A 21148-nucleotide genomic window follows, 5' to 3' on the forward strand; every position below is an offset into this window, starting at 1 on the left:
TCCTTCTGGAGCATCAAGACTTGAAACCCGGCCGATCAACGGCCGGGTCTCACTTTCCAGTCGGAAGGGTCACTGCGCCCAGGCTTTCCAGTCGGCCTCGTGCGCGGCGATCCAGGCAGCGGCGACGTCTTCCGGCGTCTTGCCGTTGAGGTCGATCTCGCCGCTCATCTTGTTCAGCTCGTCGGTATCGATCGTGAAGGCCTTCGCCACCTTGTAGGCGACCGGCCATTTGTCCTTCATGCCGTTCCAGGCATATTTCCAGATCTCGCCATGCGGCTTGCCGCAATCATATTTGGCGTCGGGGTTGGTGCCCCATTTCGGGTCGTTGTAGCATTCGGGTGTGTATTCGGGGAATTGCACCCATTCGCCCTTGTACTTGGCCGGCGCCCAGTGCGGCGAATAGATCCACAGCATGATCGGCGCCTTGCGCTGATAGGCGGAATCGAGTTCCGCGAACATCGCCGCATCGGTGCCGGCATGGATCACGGTGAAGGGCAGTTTCAGCGCCGCGACGCGCTCGTCGTCAAAGCCTTCCCAGGTCACCGGACCGCCGAGATAGCGCCCTTTCGGCGCCGTCTCCGCCGTCGAGAACGACGCGGCGCATGTGGCGTCGAGCAGCGCATGCCAGTCCGGCAAGGTCGGGCACTTCTCCTTCATGTACTCGGGAAACCACCACTCTTCCTTGGCCTTTGGGCCGAGCTTGCCGAGCCTCTCGGTCTGGCCGGTCGCGTCGGAGGCCTTCATCGCTTCGCCGGCGGTGGTGTCCCAGAACTCCAGGCCGACATCGAGGTCGCCATTGGTGAGGCCGGTGGTCAGGCTGGAAAGGTAATCGGCGGTTGGATATTCTACGGTATAGCCGAGCTTTTCCAGGATGCCGCCGAGGATCTTGGCGTTGAGGTTCACGCTGGTCCAGTCGAACAGCGCGATCTTGATCGGGTCGTTGGATTCCGGTGCGGCGGCTTGGGCGGAAGGTGTCAGCAGGCTCAGCGTTGCGAGCGCGACGGCGCCCATCGATAGTTTCGAAACTCGACTGCGAAATGACATGCTTGTTCTCCTTCAAGCTGTGACGGTTATCGGTCGTTCCCTTCTTGCGGCTTTTCTTGATTGTGTTGGAAAGGCGGTTCGTTGCGCAAGGCCGTCGGCGCCATAATTGTCGCCCTGGCGTTGGCCAGCGCAGGCAAGATGGTGCTCAATTCTCGTGATGGTGGAATAGGCTGTCGGGTTCATGGCTGCCGATGGATCGCTGCGGGAGCGATCACCCGCGGATCAATTGCCAGTCTTGCGGCGCCCTGCAAGGTGCAAGCCATCAAGGTCCCATGATCTCGGCTGTCGGCATGGCAAGCCCCGTCTCGCCAAACCGTTTCATAGGATGAAATTATATATACCAACGTTCATCTCGCGCAACGACTAACGCTTCGCGGATGCACAAATTCAGACTGCAGGCGAGGTCCTGCGAGATGCGGTCCTACCAGCAGACGTAGCCGCCATCGACGATCAGGTCGAGGCCGGTGACGAAGCTCGACGCACCGCTGGCCAGGAACACCGTCGGCCCGACCATTTCCTCCGGGGCAGCCATGCGTCCTATCGGCGTGTCGCGCTTGAAGATCTTGATCTCCTCCGCCACCTCCGGCCGCTTGTTCATCGGCGTCAGCGTGTAGCCCGGGCTGACGACATTGACGCGCAAGCCGCGATCGGCCCATTCCATGGCGAGGCTCTTCGACATGTGGATGACGGCGGCTTTCGAGGAATTGTAGTGCGCCTGTGTCAGCCCCCGATTGACGATGGTGCCGGACATCGAGGCGATGTTGATGATCGAGCCCTTGCGTCGGGCCAGCATCTTGCGCGCCTCTGCCTGGCAGGACAGGAACACGCCGGCGACATTGACCTCGTGCACCTTCTGCCATGTCCCCAGAGACATCGTTTCGGCCGGCTCCGAACCGGCGATGCCGGCATTGTTGACGGCGACAGTCAGCGCACCGAGTTCGACCTCGACGCGATCGATTGCCGCCGCGAGATCGCTTTCCGAGGTGACCGTGCCGGTCAGCACCAAAGCCTTGCGGCCAAGTGCAGTAATCCGTTGCGCGGTCTCCTCCAGCCCGCCTTTCGATGCATGACCGAAACAGGCGACGTTGGCCCCTGCCTCGGCCAGTCCGATCGCGATTGCCTGGCCAATGCCGCTGCCGGCACCAGTGACCAGTGCGACATCGCCGTTCAGCTTGAAAAGATCCATCGATAGCCCTCCCCGTTTCAGGGAGATTATTGCCTATGCCGTCTTTCGAGCAACCTGTTTAGAAGTTGCAGGCCTTCGGGCGCCTGCCAGTGGACCAGTCCTTGAGTGGCACCGGCTTGAACTTGCCCTTGATCGGCGTGCCGGCCTCAAGGTCCTTGGAGACGGTACCCCGGCCGGTGAGATAGTTGATGTCGCATTCGCCGACTTTGGTCTCGACGCCATTCGATGCCTGTTGGTTCCAATCCCAGCTGCGGCTATAGCCGCCGACCAGGAATTGGCCCCGGCGATAGACGATTGTCAGCGTGTCTTCCGTTGACTTGCTGGCGCCGCAGCCGAAGCAGGACGTCACCGCCAGCGATCCCTTGCCCTTGCTTTCAAGGTCGATGACCCGGTCTTCGGTCAGCCCCTTCTTGACGAAATCGGGCCGGCGCGAGGGGTCGAGCTTGTCCTCGCCGACTGCCAGGTAAATATATAGATCAGCCGGCCCGCCGGGCTCCTGCATCGCCACGGCCCGGTCCATCTTGCCGTTCTGGTCGATGTCGAGCTTGAGCTCGAAAGCCGGACTGTTTTCGGCAAATGCCGGCACCGGCAAAACGGCCAGGGCGACGAGCCAGGGCAGGGCCGCAAGATGAAGTGCTGTCCTCATGAGCAATCGTCCGCCGCGAAAGCTCAGCGTAGCACTGGCCCTGGCGAACGAAAACTCGAAACACTGGATGACTTCGAACGCAGTCAGCCAGTGCGGCTCAGAAATAGCCGCTGGACGCGGCCGTGAATTCCTTCGGGATTTCGACGCCGTCGACCAGGATCTTGTCGACCAGTTCGTGGTGGAAGCAGACCAGGCCCTTGATGCGCTCGGCCTCGTGCACCGGCTCGGGATAGTACCAGACCAGGTTCTCGTGCCGCTTCTTGGGCGTCGTCACGTGATAGTAGCTGGAGATGCCCTTGTAGGGGCAGCGCGAAATGTAGCGGCTGGGCGCGAACATATCGAGCCGCGTGTCGGCGATCGGCAGGTAATGGCGCACGGGATGGCCGGTCTCGAAGAGGAAGACGCCGCGGCGTGAATCGGCGACCTGCTCGCCGTCGAGGATCACCTGCACCCGCCGCGACGAGGGCAGGCAGTCGACCCGGCGGAACGGATCGCGGGCGTGGACGAAGATCTCTTCGTCCTCCTCATACCAGTGCGTCATCTTGGGCCAATAGAAGGACATGTAGTCCGACAAGTCAGGCGATCCCTTGACCGGATCGAGATAGCGCCAGGCCGCATCCTCCACCAGCGTGATGCCTGTGTTCAGCGAATAATGGGTGGCGACACCCTTGAACGGACTCTCCGTCGTCGTCGCGCTCGGCAGCAGGAATTCTTCGCGCACATCGCTGATCGGGAAGTAATAGACCGGAAGATGGTCGGATTCGTAGAGCACCAGCGCCTTGGTCGTGTCGGCGACGACCATCGATCCCACCTGCACGCGCAGCCGCTTCTGCATCGGCATGGTGAAGGCGACATAGCCCGGCTCGAACTCGTACTGCACGATGGTGTCGAGCAAGGGGAAATGCGGTCCGCGACCGCGCAAATGAGGCTTGCGAATGGTAGTCTCCCGTTTCTTGTCTTTTGTCATCGATCGTTGGCGCACAGCGAGATGAACCTGGATTGAACTATGGTGCCGGAGAGGGTTTCCGGGCGGCGGGTTTGCCCTTGCGTCGAGCGGCTCGAACGATGGCCCCCCATCGCCCTTCGCAACCCTGCCGGCGGATAGCCCACCGCCCGAAAGCGGAATTGTCCAATCCAGCCTTTATCCCAGCGACACGCGATCGAGCAGCAGACCGGCAGCGATCGGCGGCAGGCCGCTGACATTCTTGCGCACCGGCACCAGCAGATCCGGGAAATAGCTGAAAATGACCGGCGTCTCGTCGAGCAGCAGCTTCTGGATGTCTGAGGCCGCGGTGCGTTGCGCACCGATGTCGAGTGCCTTGAGATAGGAGGTGACCATGCCGTCATAGGCAGGGTTCTTGAAATGCGCCGCGTTCCACGGGCCATCGCTGACCAGCGGGCTTTTCAGGAAGACGTTCGGCACGCTGCGATGGGCGTAGTCGGTGATCCCCAACGGGCTGTCCAGCCAATCCGACTGGCCGAACACCGCCTTGCCGTAATATTTGTCCTGGTCCTCGATGTTGAGTGCGATGCGGGCGCCGATCTCCTTGGCGAAATTCTGGAACAGCTGTGCATAGCCCGGAATGTCGGAATAGCGCAGCGTTGTCAGGGTCATGTCGAAGCCGCTGCCAAGGCCTGCCGCCTCCATGAGTTGCTTGGCCTTGGCGATATCCTGGACGCGCTGCGGCACCGTCTTGTCGGTGGCGGGGAAGGCCGGCGCGAACGGGCTGTCATTGCCCGTCGCCGCCATGCCGCGGCACAGGCCGTCGACCAGCTTGGAGCGGTCGATGCTGAGCGCCAGCGCCTGGCGCACGCGCTTGTCGGTGAACGGACCGGTGTCGCAGCGCATGTGGAGCTGGCGATGCGCGGTCGAGGCGACGCGCAACACCATGATGTCGGGACTGTTCAGCACCACCTGGCTGACATCGAGCGGCACGGCATCGAGGACGTCGACCTCGCCGGCCTGCAGCGCCAGGATGCGCGGCTGCACGTCGCCGTAGAACTTGAACTCGAGGCGGTCGGGCAGCGCCTTCTCGCCCCAATAGTCCTCATTGCGCACGAAGGTGGCGCCGACCTTCGGCGTGTAGCTCTCCAGCCGGAACGGCCCGGTGCCCTCAAAGGTCTTTTCGTAGTCGCCCTTGTAGCTCGCCGGCAGGATGACGGCGTTGTAATTGTCGATCGACACCGAATAGGGAAAGCTGCCGTTTGGCGCATCGAGATGGAAGGCGACGGTGTGATCGTCGACCTTCTGCGTGCCGCCTTTCGACAGCAGGCCCTTGAACACGGAAAGCGCGTTCGAGGCGCCGTTCGGGTCGGCGAGGCGATCGAAGGTCGCAACCACGTCGTCGGCTTTGAAATCCTCGCCATTGTGGAATTTCACGCCCTTGCGCAGCTTGAAGGTCCACACACTGCCATCCGCGTTCGGCGACCAGCTTTCCGCCAGCAGCACCGGTTTCAAGGTGAGATCCGGCTGCGTGATGCAGAGGAATTCGGCGGTCTGGAAAACCAGCTGGTAGCTGCCGCTGTCATAGTAGGTGACGGGATCTATGGCGCCACCGGGCGTGGCGACACCGGCGCGCACCGTGCCGCCCGGCTTGCCTTCGGCGCGGGCCTTCTGCGTGCCGAGACCTGCAGCCGTCACAAGGCTGCCCAGGAAGGGCAGGGAAAGGCCGAGAACGCTGCCATGGCGCAGGAAATCGCGGCGGTCGAGCCTGCCGGCCAGCAATTCGTCGACAGCGGAATTTTCGATTGCCGCCAGATTTTTGCGAGCGGCGTCGATCGTCATGAAAGGCCTTGCCATGGCTGCATTCCTCGCTTGCCCTTGGGGGATCGGCCATTTAGGTCATTGTTGATCGCGGCCGGAAAGCGATATTTTTTGATAGGGGTCATCGAAATTTTCGATGCGAGGTGCAGACCATGGATACCGAGAACCTGCGCAGTTTCCTGGAGGTTGCCGAGCATGGCAGCTTCACCGTCGCGGCCAGCCGGCTCAACCTTGCGCAATCCACCGTCAGCGCGCGGATCAGGGGATTGGAGGAGCAGTTGGGGCGCCGGCTTTTCGTGCGCGACCGCGATGGCGTCACGCTGACGCCGGCCGGCCGGCAGTTCCTGCCGCACGCCTCCTCCATCACCCGCACCTGGGAGCAATCGAGGCAGGACATCGCCGTTCCCGATGGCTATGAGAGCCTGCTGCGGCTGACCGCTCCCGCCTATCTGTGGGAGCGCATCACCTCGCCATGGGTCGAGTGGATGCGCGCCAAGCGGCCGAACGTGGCGCTGCGGCTCGAGGGCAGTTTTCCGGACCTGGCGATCGACCAGCTGGCCGAAGGCCTGCTCGACATCTGCATCCTCTATCTGCCGCGCCCGCATCCCGGCATCGTCTATGAGACGCTTGCCGTCGATCAGGTCGTGCTGGTCCAGCATGCGGCGCAGACCAAGCCATGGACCGAAAACTACATCCTGATGGACTGGGGGCTCGAATTCCGCATCGAGCACGATCGCGCCTTTGCCGGCATGGTCAAACCGGCCATTTCGGCGGGGCTGGTCTTCATCGGGCTGCAGCACGTGCTGTCACAGCAAGCGGCCGCCTACCTGCCGCTCAGCGCCGTCAGCGGCCATATCGAACGCGGCGAGATGCGGCGCATCGACAACGCGCCGGTGTTCCAGCGGCCGATCTATCTCGCCTATCCCTCGAACCCCGTCTCTTCCGATGTGCTCGACGTCGCGCTGACGGGCTTGCGCTCGCTGGCCAAGGGCTGGACCAGCGAACAGGGTTTCTCGGAAGGCGACCGCTCCTGGGCATGGCCGGCCTGAGGTAGCCGGCCGGCGATGGCTTGCTATGCCGGCTCGGTTACGGCCGCCTTCTGCAGCCTGGCCAGTTCCGGGTAGGGGATGTGGCAGCGGATCGAGTGTCCGGGCTGCGCCTCGGCCAGCGGCGGCTCCTGCTGCTCGCAGATCGGGCCGATCTTGCGCGGGCAGCGTGTGTTGAAGACGCAGCCCGGGGGCGGGTTGGTGGCGCTGGGGATCTCGCCGTCGAGCCGGATGCGCGCCGTCTCGGTCTGGTCGAGCTTGGGCACGGCCGACAGCAGCGCTTCGGTATAGGGATGATGCGGACCGGAAAAGACTTCCTCCGATGGCCCGATCTCCATGATGCGTCCGAGATAGAGCACGGCGATCTTGTCGGAGAGGTAACGCACCACGCCAAGGTCATGCGAGATGAAGATGTAGCTGACGTCCTCCTTGGATTGCAGATCGGCAAGCAGGTTGAGGATCGCCGCCTGGACGGAGACGTCGAGCGCCGAGGTCGGCTCGTCGCAGACGACGATGCGCGGATCGCCGGCGAAGGCGCGCGCAATGGCGACGCGCTGCTTCAGGCCGCCCGAGAGCTGGCGCGGCTTGACGGCCAGATGCCGGTCGGTGAGGCGCACCGAGCGGACGAGGTCGTCGAGCCGCGTCTCCTGCGCCTTGCCGGAGAGGCCGGCCAGCCGCTTCAAGGCGCGGCCGAGGATGTGGCGGATCGAATGCGAGCGGTTGAGCGCGGAGTCCGGGTTCTGGAAGACGATCTGCATCGCCTTGACCTGGTCGTCGCCACGGTTCTCCAGCTTCGGTGCCAGCGCCTTGCCCTCGAGCTCGATGGTGCCGCCGTCATCGGGCGGCACAAGGCCGAGCAGCAGCCTGGCGAAGGTGGTCTTGCCGCTGCCGGATTCGCCGACCAGCGCCAGCGTCTCGCCGGGCCTGAGATCGAGCGAGACATCTTTCACCGCGCGCAAGGGGTGGCCATGGCTGGCATAGGTCTTGTTCAGCCCGGCGACACGCAGCACCGGTGCGGTGGCCGGCTTGGGCGCTGTCGCAACATCGCTCGGTGTGGCGCGCGGCAGAGCTTGCGCCTTGTCGTGATGGAAGCAGCGCGACAGACGCTTGCCGCGCTCGTCACTCAGATCATAGAGCGGTGGCAATTCGGTGCGGCAGCGGTCGTCGGCGAGCGCGCAGCGGTCGGCAAAGGCGCAACCCTTGATGTCGGCGCCAATGCCGGGCAGGAAGCCCGGAATGGTGTCGAGCCGGCCCTGGTCCTTGCGCTGACCGCCACGCGGCAGGCAGCGGAGCAGGGCAACCGTGTAGGGATGGCGCGGATCGTTGAAGACGACATCCGTCGGCCCTTCCTCGACCAGCATGCCGGCATAGAGCACGCCGACCCGGTCGCACATGTTGGAGACGACAGCGAGGTTGTGGCTGATGAACAGGATCGAGGCCGACAGCTCTTGCCGCAGCTGTGCGATGAGGTCGAGCACCTCGGCTTCGACCGTCGCATCGAGGCCGGTGGTTGGCTCGTCGAGGATCAGCATCGAGGGATCGTTGGCCAGCGCCATGGCGATCGCCACGCGCTGCTGCATGCCGCCGGAGAGCTGGTGCGGATAGCGCTGCATGACGCTTGGCGGGTCGGAGATGCGCACGCGGTTGAGCATGGCAATCGCCCGATCGGTCGCCGCCTGGCCCGTTATGCCGCCAAGCTCGAAGATCTCGGTCAGTTGCCGGCCGATACGGATCGACGGGTTCAACGCCTTGCCGGGATCCTGATAGACCATCGAGACGCTTTCGGCCCGCGCGCGCCGCAAGGCCTCCGCATCGAGCTTCATGACGTCCTGGCCGTCGAGCGAGATGGCGCCGCCGGATATCGAGCCGTTCCTTGGCAAATAGCGCACGACGGTGAGCGCCACGGTGGATTTGCCGCAGCCGGACTCACCGACCAGCCCATAGGCCTCGCCTTGCCTGATGTTGAGGCTGAGATTGCGCAGAACGGCGCGGTTGCGCCCGGCGACCCGGTAGGCGACCGACAGATCGTGCAGTTCGAGGGCGTTTTCAGCCTTTGCGGAGTTAGTCATTGAGCACTCCATGAACGCCGTCGGCCACCAGATTGACGCCGATCACCAGCGAGGCGATGGCGAGCGCGTCGAACAGCACCGTCCACCAGAAGCCGCCGCCGATCATGCCGTAATTCGAGGAGATCGAGAGTCCCCAATCGGGTGACGGTGGCTGGATGCCGAAACCCATGAAGGAGAGCGTGGCGACCGCGAAGATGGCGTAGCCGAGCCGCACGGTGGTCTCGACCAGGATTGGCGGGATGACGTTGGGCAGGATCTCGACGAACATCGTGTGGAGTGCGCTCTCGTGCCTCAGCTGCGCGGCAGCGACATAATCGAGTTCGCGCTCGGCCAGCACCGCCGAGCGCACGGTGCGGGCGATGATCGGTGCGAAGCTGAGCCCGATGACGACGATGACGGTGGCCTTGGAGGTGCCGAGCGCGACGATGGCGAGCAGCGCGACGATGACCACGGGGATCGCCATGAAGGCTTCCAAGATGCGGCTGACGACATCGTCGACGATGCCGCGGAAATAGCCGGTGAGCAGGCCAAGGGCGGTGCCGGCAACCGTCGCCAGCAAGGTCGCCAGCGGGGCAACGGTGAGGATATCGCGCGAGCCGACGATGACGCGCGAGAAGACGTCGCGGCCGATCTGGTCGGTGCCGAACCAATGTTCGCGCGAAGGCGGCGCCAGCGCGTTGATGATGTCGTCGGCAAGCGGGTCATAGGGCGCGAAATGTTCGCCGAACAGCGCGCAGGCGACCCAGAACAGCACGATGAAGAGGCCGACAAGGAAGGTCCGCGAGCGCAGCAGCGAGAAAAGGACTTCCGCCAGGGGACTGCGCCGGCGCGTGTCGTCTTGCGGGGGAGAGGTGGTCTGCACGGCGCTCATTGGTCTGACCCCAGGCGGATGCGCGGATTGAGCACGGAATAGAGGAAGTCGGCGATCAACGTCGCCACGGCATAGACGATGCCGATCGTGAGGATGCCGGACTCCAGCATCGGAAAGTCCTTGCCGCGCGCGGCGGTGAAGATCAGCGAACCAATGCCCTGGTAACGGAACAGCGTCTCGATCACCACCAGGCCGCCGATGAGATAGCCGGTCTGGGTGGCGATGACGGTGATGGTCGGCAGCAGCGCATTGCGCAGCACATGGCGCCAGATCACCGTGCGCCAGGGCAGACCCTTGAGCACGGCCGTTCGCGTATAATCGGAATCGAGCGCCTCGATCATGCCGGAACGCGCCATGCGCGCGATGTAGCCGAACAGCACCAGGAACAGCGGCAGCGACGGCAAGATCAGATAGTAGAGCTGGGTGAAGAAGCCGGCATCCTTCGGCCATGCCGCCGAGATCGGCAGCCAGCGCAGCCAGACGCCGAAGATCAGGATCAGGATGATGCCGGTGACGAATTCCGGCAGCACCGTCACCGACAGGCCGCCAAGGCTGATGATGCGGTCGAGCGGGCGGTTGAGGTTGAGGGCTGCCACCACGCCGCCGAGAATGCCGATCGGCACCACCAGCACGAAGGCGACCGCCGCCAGCTTCATCGAATTGCCCAAGGCATCGATGACGAACGGCGCCACCGGCGAGCGGAAGATGTAGGACGTGCCCATATCGCCGCGGACGAAATTCCAGATCCAGGTCGCATATTGGGTGAGCAGCGGGCGATCGACGCCGAGCGTATGATTGAGCGCGTCGACCGCGCGCTGATCCGCAAACGGCCCCAGGATCGCACGCCCGACATTGCCGGGCAGCACCTGGCCGCCCAGGAACACCATGATGCTCAGCAGGAACAGCGTCACAAGCGACAGGGAAACACGCCGGGCAAAGAAGGAGAGAATGGCTAAGCCTCCTTGTGATGGGGCTGCGACCCGGGCAGGCCGGGTACGTCGGCTAAACGCACTGTGGCAGGCGGATCGAACGCTGTCACCGGGGGAACGGCTCCGTCAAATCGCGACACCTCGACCAGCGTCGAATTGCAGGTCGGCGATTGGGCAAGGCGCGACGTCCCCCGATCAGGCGTCAGCACGTTCGGATTGCCATGTTTTTCCAGACTGAGCGACTGTCCCGGCGAGGAGGGGTCGAACCATGCACCGGTGGGCAGCTGGACGACGCCGGGGATCAGGCCATCCGTCAGCACGGCGCCCGCGAGGCACGCTCCGCGATCGTTGAAGACGCGCACGATGGCTCCGTCGACAATGCCGCGCGCGGCGGCGTCAACAGGGTTGATCCACAGCGGTGCGCGGCCCGACACCTTGCCCGCCCTGCTGACCGAGCCGTGATCGTACTGGCTGTGCAGCTTGTCGGCGGGCTGCGGGGACAGAAGATGCAGCGGGAACCGGCTGACAAGCTCGCTGCCCAGCCATTCCCGCGGCTCAAGCCACACGGCATGGCCTGGACAGTCGTCATAACCGAAGGAATTGATCGTCGGCGAGAACAGCTCTATGCGACCCGACGGCGTCGCCAGCCGATGGCGCTCTGGATCGCCGCGGAAGGAAGCGAGCAGTGTCTGCGACGTCACTTGCCGGACAAGGTCGGCGTGGCCGTCATGCCAGAAACGATCGAAGGACGGCATCTCGACCCCGGCCGCCTTCGCATTGTCCCTGGCCTGCTCGTAGAGAGCCCGGATCCATTCGCTGGCGTCGCGCCCTTCGGTGAAGGCTTCGCAGGTGCCGAGCCGCGCCGACAGGTCGGCAAAGATGCGATAGTCGTCGCGTGCCTCCCCAACCGGATCGATCGCTTGCTTCATAGCGACGACGAGGTTTTCCCGGTTCGAGAAGGCGAGATCGTTTCGCTCCAGCGGTGTGGTGACCGGCAGCACGATGTCGGCATGGCGCGCCGTCGCCGTCCAGAAGGGCTCGTTGACGATGATGGTTTCAGGACGTTGCCATGCCTCGACCAGCCGGTTCAGATCCTGGTGATGATGGAAGGGATTGCCGCCGGCCCAGTAGACGAGCTGGATGTCGGGATAGGACATCGTGGCACCGTTGAATTGGAAGGAACCGCCGGGGTTGAGCAGCATGTCGGCCATCCGCGCGACCGGGATGAAGTCCTGGACCTGGTTCCAGCCTTGCGACACGGATGGCCACCGGAATCCCATCTCCGGCCTTCCGGCGCCATTGGTCGACGAATAGCCGAAGCCAAGGCCGCCGCCCGGCAATCCGATCTGGCCGAGCAGCGCGGCCAGCGTGATCGCCGCCCAGTAGGGCTGCTCGCCATGGTCGGCGCGCTGCAGCGACCAACTGACCATCACCATTGTGCGCTTGGCGGCCATTTCCCTGGCCAGCGCGACGATCCTATCCTGCGCCACGCCGCTCAGGGCGGCAGCCCATGCCGGGCTCTTCGGCTGGCCGTCGGTTTCTCCCAGGATATAGGCCCGCACGACCTCGAAGCCGGTGCAGTAGCGCGCCAGGAATGCCTGGTCATGACGACCCTCGCTGAGGAGGACATGGCAGAGAGCCAGCATCAAGGCGGTGTCGCTGTTCGGCCGCAGCGGCAGCCATTCGGTCTCGACGCCGCGCGGCGCGTCATCGCGCACGGGCGAGACGTTGATCAGCCGGGCGCCGTTGCCGACGGCCTTTTGCAAGGCCGCCGCCGCCTCGTGCCGGGCGGCGCCGCCGCCCTGTATCTGGGCGTTGCGCCAGGGCAGGCCGCCAAAGGCGATGATCAGTTCGCTGTGCCGTTCGATCCCGTCCCAGGTGGAATGGTTGCCCGTCAGCCCATCGGTCCCGCCAAGCACATGCGGCAGGATGATCTCGGCCGCGCCGTAGGAATAGCTGAGCACCGAACTCGTATAGCCGCCGATCGTGTTGAGGAAGCGGTGGATCTGGCTTTGCGCATGGTGAAATCGCCCCGCGCTCGCCCAGCCATAGGAGCCCGCATAGATGGCGCTGTTGCCATGCTCGACGCGGACACGGTCGAGTTCGGCCGCCACAATGTCCAGCGCCGTCTCCCAGGAGACTTCGACAAAAGCCTCGCTGCCGCGCCCGCCCTTACCGCCGGACCTGTCCCCCTCCAGCCAGCCGCGCCGGATGGCGGGACGGGAGACACGCAAGTCGCCCTGCACCGTGCCGAGCATGGACTTGCCGATCGGCGATGGATCGGGGTCGCCGCTCCATGGCTCGACGCCGACGAGCCTGCCGTTCTCGGCACGGATCTCGTAGGTCCCCCAATGCATGGTGGTGAGCAGGGTCTCGGACTCCATGGGACAATGATCAATCGTCCCGCAACGCGAGGCTCCGCGTCAGGCCGGCGCGCAGCGCCTTGCCTCGGCCTGACAGCGGAAGCACCAGCCCCCGGAGAGGGCTGGTAGTTGCGGGATGGGCTTGTCTGCCTCCGCTTAGGCCTTCGATGCCTTGTCGAGGAACAGCTGCGACATGGCGGTCGGCTGCACGCCGGCCACGCCTTTGGCCGTCGCCGTCAGGTAGTCGTAGAAATAGCCGAAGATGACAGGCGTTTCCTCGAGCAGCAGCTTCTGGATCTTGCCGGCGTCAGCCTTCTGCGCCTCTAGGTCGAGCGCGGCGATGTAGCTGTTCGCCAGCGTGTCGTAGTCCTTGTTCTTGAAGTGCGCGGCGTTCCAGGTGCCGTCGCTCTTCAGCGGTGCGGCAAGGAAAACGTTCGGCACACCACGGTGACCGTAGTCGGTGATGCCCATCACCGAATCCAGCCAGTTCGATTTGCCGAACACCGCGTCGCCGTAATACGCGCCCTGGTCGAGGATGTTGAGCTCGAGCTCGATGCCGATCTCCTTGACCCAGTTCTGGATGAGCTGGGCGTATTCAGGAATTTCCAGATAGCGCTCGGTGGTCAGGGTCACCTTGAAACCCTTGCCGGCGCCGGCTGCTTCCATCAGCTGCTTGGCCTGCGCTATGTCCTGCTTGCGCTGCGGCACGCTGGTATCGGTCGACGGATAGGCAGGCGCGAACGGGCTGTCATTGCCCGGCGATGCGCGGCCCTTCATCAGGCCGGCGACCAGCTTGTCGCGATCGAGGCTGAGCGCGATAGCGCGGCGCACGCGCGGGTCCTTGAACGGATCGGAATCGCAGCGCAGATGCAGTTGCTGGTGCGCGACAGACTTCAGGCTGATGATGTCGATGCTCGGATCGTTGAGCAGTGCCACGCCGGCCAGAACCGGCATCTGGTTGATGATGTCCACCTGTCCACCCTGCAATGCCAGGATCATCGGCTGCACGTCGGTGAAGAAGGTGAACTCGGTGCGATCCGGCAAGGCCTTCTCGCCCCAATAGTCGTCGTTGCGGACGAAGGAGGCGCCGACCTTGGCGGTGTATTTTTCGATCTTGAACGGGCCGGTGCCGTCGAAGCTTTTCTCGTAGTCGCCCTTGTAGCTCGCCGGGATGATGACGGCGTTGTAATTGTCCGACGACACCATGTAGGGGAAGTTGCCGTTCGGCGCGTCGAGATGGAATTCCACCGTGTAGTCGTCGACCTTCTTGGTGGCGCCCTTCTGCAGGATGCCGGTGAACACCGACAGGGCATTGGACGAGTTCGCCGGGTCGGCGAGGCGGTCGATGCTGGCCACGACGTCGTCGGCCTTCATCTCGCCGCCGGAGTGGAATTTCACACCCTTGCGCAGCTTGAAGGTCCACACCGTGCCGTTGTCGTTCGGCTTCCAGCTCTCGGCCAGTGCCGGCTTGAGCACGAGGTCCGGGCCATCGACGCAGAGGAATTCGGCAACCTGCTGCATGACCAAAAGGCCGCCGGCGTCGGCGATGGTGACCGGGTCGATGGCTGCCGCCGGCACGCTGCTGGCGACGCGGATGGTGGCGCCGGCTGCGCCCGCGGCGCGCGCCAGCGACGGCATGCCGCCAAAGCCGGCAGCCGTGGTGATGCCGCCCAGAAGCGGCAGCGACAGGCCGAGCAGGCTGCCGTGGCGAATGAAGTCGCGGCGGCTGACACGGCCGTCGACGAGACCGTCGATGAGATGGTTTTCGAGCGGCGAGCGATTGCGCCGGATCAGGTCGAGAATGCGATAGTTCTTGCTCATGGGTTTAGCCCTTTCCCCTGTTTCTTATGGCTGAAGATGCACTTCCGGTTGACGTAATTCCGAGGAGTTCTCCTGTCCCGGCCATCAACGAAGTCGGTCGACCGGGACTGTAGCATGCTGTCTTTTCTGGTCCATCCGATCCTTGCGGCGCAGGGGCCAGATTTTCTTGAGGCGATGCTTCCACCCGTCACATCCTGCCGTGGCGATCCAGATCGCTGCGGCGGACCCTTGTTGTTGGCTAGTCTCCTTCCTTCTCGGTCCTAATTGAGCGGCAGGCGGCGATATGTGCCGGGCTTCGCCGGGTCGTGATATTTGTTGCACGGGCCGTTCTCGACGAAATCGCGATGGCAAGCCGCGAGGTTTTTCCGCGATAAGGTGACGCCGAGACCGGGTCCTTCCGGCACGCGCACGACATTATTCCTCGGCGAAAACGGCCCTTCCTCGGTGATGTCCATGGGCTGCATGCGAAACAGTGACTGGTTCGGCTCCCGGATCCAGCCGAGCGCCGCGCACAGATGCAGATAGGCCGCGCTGCCGATGCCGCTGTCGCCGCTGTAGCACCAGAAATCGACGCCGGCGTGCTCGCAGGCGCCGACGAAACGCAGCATGCGGCCGATGCCGCCATGCGTCGTCGGATTGCCGACGAAGGCGTCGGGAACCTTGAGGTCCATGGCGCGCGCAATGTCGATGTTGTGGGTCGAGAACGGGATCGAGCAATGCTGCCGCAACTGCCGCATCTCCTCGATGGTCGCCACTGGGTCCTCCCAGTTGCGCACGCCGAGATCCTCCAGCGGTCGCGCCAGCCGCCTGGCCGTCGCCAGCGAATAGGCCTGGTTGGAATCGATGCGGATCATTGCTTCGTCGCCGAGTTTTTCGCGGATCAGCTCGACCATTCTCAGCGAGACTTTCGGGTCTTGCGTCGAGAATTTGCCTTCGAAGAAGGTCGTGCCATGCGTCTCGTGCAGTTCGACGCAATAATCGGCGACTTCGTCCGGCGTCGTCTCGCCTTTCACCTTGGGTCCGTCGCCGCGCAGCGAAAAATAATCGGTGAAGGGGATGTCCTTGCGCACCGCGCCGCCGAGCAGCTGATAGAGCGGCTGCTTCCACGCCTTGCCGCGCAGATCCCACAGCGCCATCTCGATGGCGCCGAAGGCCATGATGCGGGTGCGGTCGTTGATCGACTGCACGCCAGTCCAGTAGGGCAGGCAGACATGCTCGGCGCCGGCGATGTCGAAGGCATCACGGCCAACCAGGCGCTCGGCCAGAACACCATTGATGATCGCGGCCGCCGCCGGCGTCGGCGCCTCGCCGAGGCCGATCAGCCCATCCTCGGTCTCGACCTCGACAATGGTCTGTGAAAACCCGTCGAGTTCGCCGAACACCCAGCCATAGGGCGCTTCGAGGCGCAGATTGATCGGCGTGGCCTTGATGCTGCGGATTTTCATCTCAGCCAATCTCGAAGAACGGCTTGCCGAGCAGGCTCGGGTCGACGTCGATGCCGAGGCCGGGCCCGTCTGGAATGCCCATATGGCTGCCGGTGACCGGCGGGGCGTTGAAGGCCGTGCGCACCGTCACCCATTCGTGGAAGGCAATGGCATGCAACCGCCGCTCTTGCGGCGTCGACAGCGACAGATGTGCCATTGCCGCCGTGTCGATCTCGGCGCCGCCAGTGTCCTCAACCGTGATCATGAAGCCGAGGTTGACGGCAACGTCGCGGATCTGGCGCGTCTTCGTCACGCCGCCGAGCCGCGAGATTTTCAGCGTCAACCCGTCGGCGGCGCCCAGGCGGTGGATCTCCAGCATTGCCTCGAGCGAGATGACGGATTCGTCGAGCACCATCGGCTTGTCGAGCATGCGGCGCACCGACATGTTCTCCTCGATCGTCGTACAGGGCTGCTCGAACGTGTAGTCGATGCCACGCGTGGCATCGGCGAACTGCCGTGCCTGATACGGTGTCCAGCCGGCATTGGCGTCGCAGAAAATCACCGTACCTTTCGGCACGGCCGAGGCGACTGTCGTGACCCGCTCGATGTCGTCGTGCACATTGCCACCGACCTTGACCTGCAGACGGCGACAGCCCTCTGCGATGATCCTTTTGCCAGTGCCGCCATCTGATCGAGCGTGCCGTGGGTGACGACCCGGTAGGTCTCCGCCATATCGCTCTCGCGGCCGCCGAGCATGGTCACCAGGGGCACGTCGGCGGCGCGCGCGGCGAGATCCCAGCAGGCCATGTCGAGCGCCGATTTGATGTAGGGGTGGCCCTTGAACACCGTGTCCATCAGCCGGCCGATGCTGGCCAGCCCACGCGGATCGTGGCCGATAAGATGCGGCGCGATTTCCGGCACGCCGGCGCGGGCGCCGGCCGGGAAGGCGGCCGAATAGAAATTGCCGAGCGGCGCCATCTCGCCCCAGCCGGTCACGCCGCTATCGGCGGTGATGGCGACGATCACCGCGTCGAAGCAGTCGGCCTCGCGCCCCTTGGACATCCGGTAGGGCCCGTCCACGAAGGGCTGCACGACATGGTAGGCTTTGATGGTTTCGATCCGCACGTGTCTGTCCGTTGGCTACAATTTCTGGGGAATGATCAGGCGCCCCTCGATGGGCGCTGTTCGAGGCCGCGTGCGTAAGAAAGCAGCTGTTCGAAATCGAGGTGGATATGCTCGCGGGCGTGGCGCTGGGCAGCGCGCATATCGGTGCCCTTCATCAGTTGCACGTAAGTCTCATGGACGTCCTCGGCCGGCACCGGCTCGTTGCGCGCATGCTGGTGCAGCGCGAAATACATCTGCAGCCGGCTGGTCAGCCGCTGCCAGGTTTCCAGCAGCACGGAATTGTCGGCCCATTCGTAGATCAGGCCGTGCAGTTGCAGCGCCGTTTCGATCTGCCTTGTGGTGTCGAGGTTGCGTGTCGCCTGCTTTACCGCTTCGTGGCGCCTGTCAAGTTCATCGAAGAAACGCTGGTCGCGTTGCGGCCATGTCCGTTCGATGGCGAACTCGTCCAGCACCTGGTTGAGCGAATAGGCATCGTCGATGTCCTTGGCGGTGACATCGATGACGAAGGTGCCGGCATAGGGAATGCTGGTCAGGAGACCTTCCTGCACCAGCTCGCGCATCGCCTCGCGCAAGGGCGCGCGGCTGACCCGCATCTGTTCGGAAATCCGGAGCTCGTTCAGCTTCTGGCCGGGTTCCAGCTGACCGGTCAGGATCGCGCGCCGCAGCAGCGCGACGATTTCGGCGCGGCGCGTCGTGTCGGCAATCGGGCTGAAATCCGTCTTCACCATCCGGCCCACTCCAGCGAGAACAGAAGGCAAGACAATCAGATTGTCGACAATCTAACAAGATGGCATTTTTGGATTTTTTCACCCGGCACCCCGGTCGATGAGTTGGGACGGCTCAGGCTGCCCGGCCGTAGAAGCCGACGCGCTCCTCGGTGCTGAACATCACACCCGGCTTCTCATAGTAGGAAAACACCGCAATCATGCGTTCGCGCTCGCCTTCGACCGTGGTGACACGGTGCGCGGTGTTCTTGCCGCGGAAGACATTCAGCGTCCCCGGCTTCATGCGCAGGATTCTTGCGTCGGGATCGCGGCCTTCGAGCAGCCGGGCGACGCCCTCATAGTTCGGGTTGTCATCCGACCTGAGATCGGTGCGGTATTCGAGGTCACCGCCGCGCTCCGCCTGCTGCAGCAGCAGCGTCGTTGTGAATTCCGAACGGTCGAAATGCCAGTTCAACGCCTCGCCGGCGCGATAGGCCATGACATTGGTGCGGGCCAGCGGATCCTGCATGACATGCAGTTTTTCCTTGCCCATCGTCGCTGCCAGGAACCGCACCAGCGGTTCATACTCGTAGATGGCAAGCACGGTGCTGCCGGGAATCTGGTCGGCGCAGACAGTGTGGCTGATGGTTTCGACCTTGCGCAGCGCGGGATGCTCGGGTGCGAGTTCGGGGATATCGGGCTTGAAGTAGATGTTGTGCATGCGCTTGTGGACATGGGACTGCGTGTCCATCACCGGCTTAATTTCCCGCACCGCCTGTCCGGCGACGCCGGGCCGCAAAAAGCCTTCGAGGTTGAACATGCCGTCGGCTCTGAGGGCTTCAATCGACTGTTCGACGAGGCGTTTCCATTCGGCGCTGCCTTCGCGGTCGAGCGGATAGCGGTCGAGATCGAGAATGTCTTTCATGTCGCGTGCTCCATAGGTTGGGTACAGAAGATGGCAAAAAATTCTTTCTCTCAACGGGGAAAATTATTAGGATTGCCCAAGAAAAACTTGTGGAGCCTGGCATGGAGAAACTGCCGCCGCTGAACGCGATCAAGGCCTTCGAGGTGGCCGCCCGCGCCGGCAGCTTCACTCTGGCCGCGAGCGAGCTTGGCGTGTCCTCGGCGGCGGTCAGCCAGCAGATCCGCAATCTCGAAACCTGGTTCGGCAAGCAGTTGTTCGTGCGCACCGGCAACCGCATCACGCTGACAGATGCCGGCCACGCCATCTATCCGCAGACCGCGCGTGCGCTGGGCGACATCGCCGCCATTGGCCAGCGCATGCTGGAAGGTGGCTTGAGGACGCGCCTTGTCGTCAGCGTGCCGTTCTCGCTGGCCGAACTGTGGCTGGCGCCGAGATTGGCCGCACTCCTCGATGCCTTCCCGCATATGGCGATTGATGTGCGGGCGGAAGACGATCCGATCGACCTGATGCGCCAAAATGTCGACCTGCGCATCTCCTATGGCGACTATCACTATCCCGGCCTGCGGATGGTCCGCCTCGTCCATGACGACGTGCTGCCAGTCTGCGCGCCGGAATTCTGGCACCGGCATGGCAATGGCGATCCGGGGCTCACGGAGCTGCATGAGAGCCTGTTCATCCACACCAATTGGGGGCCAAACTATGCCTCGCACCCGACCTGGGCGGACTGGTTCGCTGCATGCGGCGGCAGCCGCTCGCCCGACCCGTCGCATGGACGCCGTGTTGGCTTGTCCAGTCTGGCGATCGCTTCAGCGAGACTGGGTCTGGGGGTAGCGCTCGGCCAGCGGGTGATGGCGCAGGCCGATCTGGAGGCCGGCCGCCTGATTGCGCTGTCCTCCGTTTCGGTGCGCCTTGGTCACCCCTATTGCGCCTTCATGCCGCCGGCCAAGGCCGACCGCGCCGATGTCGCCGCTCTTGTCGGCCTGCTCGTGAAAGCGGCGCCCACGACTTGAAAAAATGGCGCCCCGACCTGTGGGAAGGCCGGGGCGCCGCGCAAAAACCGGGCCTGCGGGGGATTCAGGTAGCCGGTTTCTGTGGCAGTGGCGAGATCGGCATTCCAGGTCCGATCTTCTGCAGATTGCCAGTTATAACCTGGTCGCCTTCGGCAACGCCGCTCAGGATGGCCACCAGATCGCCGCTGGTCGGGCCGAGTGAGACCAGCCGCTGGTCGACCGTGTTGCCCTTGCCGACGACGTAGAGATATTTGCCGAGCTGGCTCGAACCCAGTGCCGTCTGCGGCACCATCAGCGCATCGGGCTGTTGCCTGATATGCAGCCGCACGCGAACATACTGGCCCGGCATCAGCATGAACTTGGCGTTGCCGATTGTGGCGCGTGCGGTGATCGTGCCGGTCGAGTGGTCGACTGTGTTGTCGATGAAGGTGAGTTCACCCTTCTGGGTGGACTCGGTCTCACCTGGCAGCAGAACCTCGACGTCGACCGGGCCGGCCGCGCGGGCCTGCTCGATCTCGGCCAGATCCGTCTCGCTCGGATTGAAGGTGACATAGATCGGGTCGAGCTGCACCAGAGTGTTGAGCACCGTGCCGGCGACGCTGACCAGCGTGCCGACCGAAGCCTGGTTGCGGCCAAGGCGCCCGGTGAACGGAGCATGGATCTCGGCGTAGCTCAGATTGAGTTCCGCCGTGCGCACGGCCGCCTGGTTGAGCGCCAGCGACGCCTGCGCTTCGCGCAAGGTGCTGGTGCGCTGGTCGAAGCTGTCCTTGTCCAGATAACCGCTCTTGGCGAGCTCGGTGCCGCGGCCGAGATTGGACCGCGCATAGTCGAGCGTTGCCGTATCGCGCTGGACCTGGGCTTTCGCCTGGTCGAGCGCAGCCTGGAAGTCGTCAGGCGAGATCTTGTAGAGAATGTCGCCTTGCCGGACATCGGCGCCGTCCTGTGCCGTCTGTTCCTGCAAATAGCCGGGCACGCGCGCCTGCAGCGTGATGCTGCGGATCGGCTCGATGCGGGCGGCATAGTCGAGATAGATCGGGATCGTCTTCTTGACGACGTTTGCCACCGGCACCGGCATCACGAATGCCGCAGGAGCGGGCGCAGCCCCAGCCGTGCTGGCGCTCAGCCTGAGATTGCCCATGTCGAGCAGGTGGACGCTCGCCACCGAGATGGCACCCAGCGCGACAGCCGTTCCCAACGCAATTTTCCATTTACGCATAATAT

General features: G+C 63.9%; 16 protein-coding genes and 1 pseudogene. 2 read left to right on the top strand and 15 right to left on the bottom strand.

The genetic code is table 11. From position 1 onward, the window contains the following. Positions 1–69: 69 nt before the first annotated feature. From HB778_RS23100 to HB778_RS23120, 5 genes are all read right to left on the bottom strand, one after another. Positions 70–1044 carry an ABC transporter substrate-binding protein gene (locus tag HB778_RS23100; RefSeq protein WP_183457257.1) on the bottom strand — a complete coding sequence of 325 codons (975 nt, stop codon included), beginning with the start codon at positions 1042–1044 and terminating at the stop codon, positions 70–72. 421 nt (positions 1045–1465) lie between these two features. Next, the gene (locus HB778_RS23105) at positions 1466–2230 is read right to left on the bottom strand and encodes an SDR family oxidoreductase (RefSeq protein WP_183457259.1); all 765 of its coding nucleotides are present in this window, start codon (positions 2228–2230) and stop codon (positions 1466–1468) included. A gap of 58 nt (positions 2231–2288) precedes the next feature. Further along, entirely contained in the window at positions 2289–2876 is a 588-nt protein-coding gene (locus tag HB778_RS23110; RefSeq protein ID WP_183457261.1) for a hypothetical protein, read from the bottom strand. 97 nt (positions 2877–2973) lie between these two features. Further along, positions 2974–3771, bottom strand: coding sequence for a DUF427 domain-containing protein (locus HB778_RS23115; RefSeq protein ID WP_244661579.1), 798 nt, complete (start codon positions 3769–3771; stop codon positions 2974–2976). A gap of 246 nt (positions 3772–4017) precedes the next feature. After that, positions 4018–5676, bottom strand: a complete 1659-nt coding sequence (locus tag HB778_RS23120; RefSeq protein ID WP_183457265.1) for an ABC transporter substrate-binding protein — start codon at positions 5674–5676, stop codon at positions 4018–4020. Positions 5677–5792: 116 nt separating this feature from the next. On the opposite strand from HB778_RS23120, the gene HB778_RS23125 reads away from it, so the two are divergent. Beyond that, positions 5793–6689, top strand: a complete 897-nt coding sequence (locus tag HB778_RS23125; protein WP_183457267.1) for a LysR family transcriptional regulator — start codon at positions 5793–5795, stop codon at positions 6687–6689. Positions 6690–6712: 23 nt separating this feature from the next. On the opposite strand, the gene HB778_RS23130 is transcribed toward HB778_RS23125, so the two are convergent. The 9 genes and pseudogenes from HB778_RS23130 to HB778_RS23170 all read right to left on the bottom strand — a co-directional run bounded on the left by HB778_RS23130 (position 6713) and on the right by HB778_RS23170 (position 18917). Next, the gene (locus tag HB778_RS23130; RefSeq protein WP_183457269.1) at positions 6713–8755 is read right to left on the bottom strand and encodes an ABC transporter ATP-binding protein; all 2043 of its coding nucleotides are present in this window, start codon (positions 8753–8755) and stop codon (positions 6713–6715) included. Next, on the bottom strand, positions 8748–9626 hold the full coding sequence (locus tag HB778_RS23135) for an ABC transporter permease (protein ID WP_183457272.1): 879 nt from the start codon (positions 9624–9626) through the stop codon (positions 8748–8750). Before HB778_RS23135 ends, HB778_RS23130 begins: the two co-directional genes overlap by 8 nt. Then, entirely contained in the window at positions 9623–10513 is an 891-nt protein-coding gene (locus HB778_RS23140; protein WP_056565658.1) for an ABC transporter permease, read from the bottom strand. The genes HB778_RS23135 and HB778_RS23140 overlap by 4 nt, the downstream gene beginning before the upstream one ends. 65 nt (positions 10514–10578) lie before the next feature. Further along, positions 10579–12939, bottom strand: a complete 2361-nt coding sequence (locus HB778_RS23145; protein ID WP_183457274.1) for a molybdopterin guanine dinucleotide-containing S/N-oxide reductase — start codon at positions 12937–12939, stop codon at positions 10579–10581. 135 nt (positions 12940–13074) lie between these two features. Further along, positions 13075–14739, bottom strand: a complete 1665-nt coding sequence (locus HB778_RS23150; RefSeq protein WP_183457276.1) for an ABC transporter substrate-binding protein — start codon at positions 14737–14739, stop codon at positions 13075–13077. A 260-nt stretch (positions 14740–14999) separates the two neighbouring features. Next, positions 15000–16184, bottom strand: a complete 1185-nt coding sequence (locus tag HB778_RS23155) for a mandelate racemase/muconate lactonizing enzyme family protein (protein ID WP_183457278.1) — start codon at positions 16182–16184, stop codon at positions 15000–15002. Between the two features lies 1 nt (position 16185). After that, positions 16186–17288 (bottom strand): annotated as a pseudogene (locus HB778_RS43090) (mandelate racemase/muconate lactonizing enzyme family protein). A gap of 35 nt (positions 17289–17323) precedes the next feature. Then, positions 17324–18016, bottom strand: coding sequence for a GntR family transcriptional regulator (locus HB778_RS23165; RefSeq protein ID WP_183457280.1), 693 nt, complete (start codon positions 18014–18016; stop codon positions 17324–17326). A gap of 112 nt (positions 18017–18128) precedes the next feature. Continuing rightward, entirely contained in the window at positions 18129–18917 is a 789-nt protein-coding gene (locus tag HB778_RS23170) for a HalD/BesD family halogenase (protein WP_183457282.1), read from the bottom strand. A gap of 101 nt (positions 18918–19018) precedes the next feature. Between HB778_RS23170 and HB778_RS23175 the strand changes: the two genes are divergently transcribed. Beyond that, positions 19019–19927, top strand: coding sequence for a LysR substrate-binding domain-containing protein (locus tag HB778_RS23175; RefSeq protein WP_183457284.1), 909 nt, complete (start codon positions 19019–19021; stop codon positions 19925–19927). Positions 19928–19991: 64 nt separating this feature from the next. On the opposite strand, the gene HB778_RS23180 is transcribed toward HB778_RS23175, so the two are convergent. Beyond that, positions 19992–21143 (bottom strand): efflux RND transporter periplasmic adaptor subunit, encoded by a 1152-nt coding sequence (locus HB778_RS23180; protein WP_183457286.1) that lies wholly within the window; start codon positions 21141–21143, stop codon positions 19992–19994. Between the last annotated feature and the right edge of the window lie 5 nt (positions 21144–21148).

This window comes from Mesorhizobium huakuii, assembly GCF_014189455.1.
GTDB lineage: Bacteria > Pseudomonadota > Alphaproteobacteria > Rhizobiales > Rhizobiaceae > Mesorhizobium > Mesorhizobium huakuii_A.

Coding starts and splice junctions, on each gene's coding strand:
- HB778_RS23100 (WP_183457257.1), bottom strand. CDS start 1,044: ATGTCATTTCGCAGTCGAGTTTCGAAACTATCGATGGGCGCCGTCGCG.
- HB778_RS23105 (WP_183457259.1), bottom strand. CDS start 2,230: ATGGATCTTTTCAAGCTGAACGGCGATGTCGCACTGGTCACTGGTGCC.
- HB778_RS23110 (WP_183457261.1), bottom strand. CDS start 2,876: ATGAGGACAGCACTTCATCTTGCGGCCCTGCCCTGGCTCGTCGCCCTG.
- HB778_RS23120 (WP_183457265.1), bottom strand. CDS start 5,676: ATGGCAAGGCCTTTCATGACGATCGACGCCGCTCGCAAAAATCTGGCG.
- HB778_RS23125 (WP_183457267.1), top strand. CDS start 5,793: ATGGATACCGAGAACCTGCGCAGTTTCCTGGAGGTTGCCGAGCATGGC.
- HB778_RS23130 (WP_183457269.1), bottom strand. CDS start 8,755: ATGACTAACTCCGCAAAGGCTGAAAACGCCCTCGAACTGCACGATCTG.
- HB778_RS23135 (WP_183457272.1), bottom strand. CDS start 9,626: ATGAGCGCCGTGCAGACCACCTCTCCCCCGCAAGACGACACGCGCCGG.
- HB778_RS23140 (WP_056565658.1), bottom strand. CDS start 10,513: ATGGTGTTCCTGGGCGGCCAGGTGCTGCCCGGCAATGTCGGGCGTGCG.
- HB778_RS23145 (WP_183457274.1), bottom strand. CDS start 12,939: ATGGAGTCCGAGACCCTGCTCACCACCATGCATTGGGGGACCTACGAG.
- HB778_RS23150 (WP_183457276.1), bottom strand. CDS start 14,739: ATGAGCAAGAACTATCGCATTCTCGACCTGATCCGGCGCAATCGCTCG.
- HB778_RS23155 (WP_183457278.1), bottom strand. CDS start 16,184: ATGAAAATCCGCAGCATCAAGGCCACGCCGATCAATCTGCGCCTCGAA.
- HB778_RS23165 (WP_183457280.1), bottom strand. CDS start 18,016: ATGGTGAAGACGGATTTCAGCCCGATTGCCGACACGACGCGCCGCGCC.
- HB778_RS23170 (WP_183457282.1), bottom strand. CDS start 18,917: ATGAAAGACATTCTCGATCTCGACCGCTATCCGCTCGACCGCGAAGGC.
- HB778_RS23175 (WP_183457284.1), top strand. CDS start 19,019: ATGGAGAAACTGCCGCCGCTGAACGCGATCAAGGCCTTCGAGGTGGCC.
- HB778_RS23180 (WP_183457286.1), bottom strand. CDS start 21,143: ATGCGTAAATGGAAAATTGCGTTGGGAACGGCTGTCGCGCTGGGTGCC.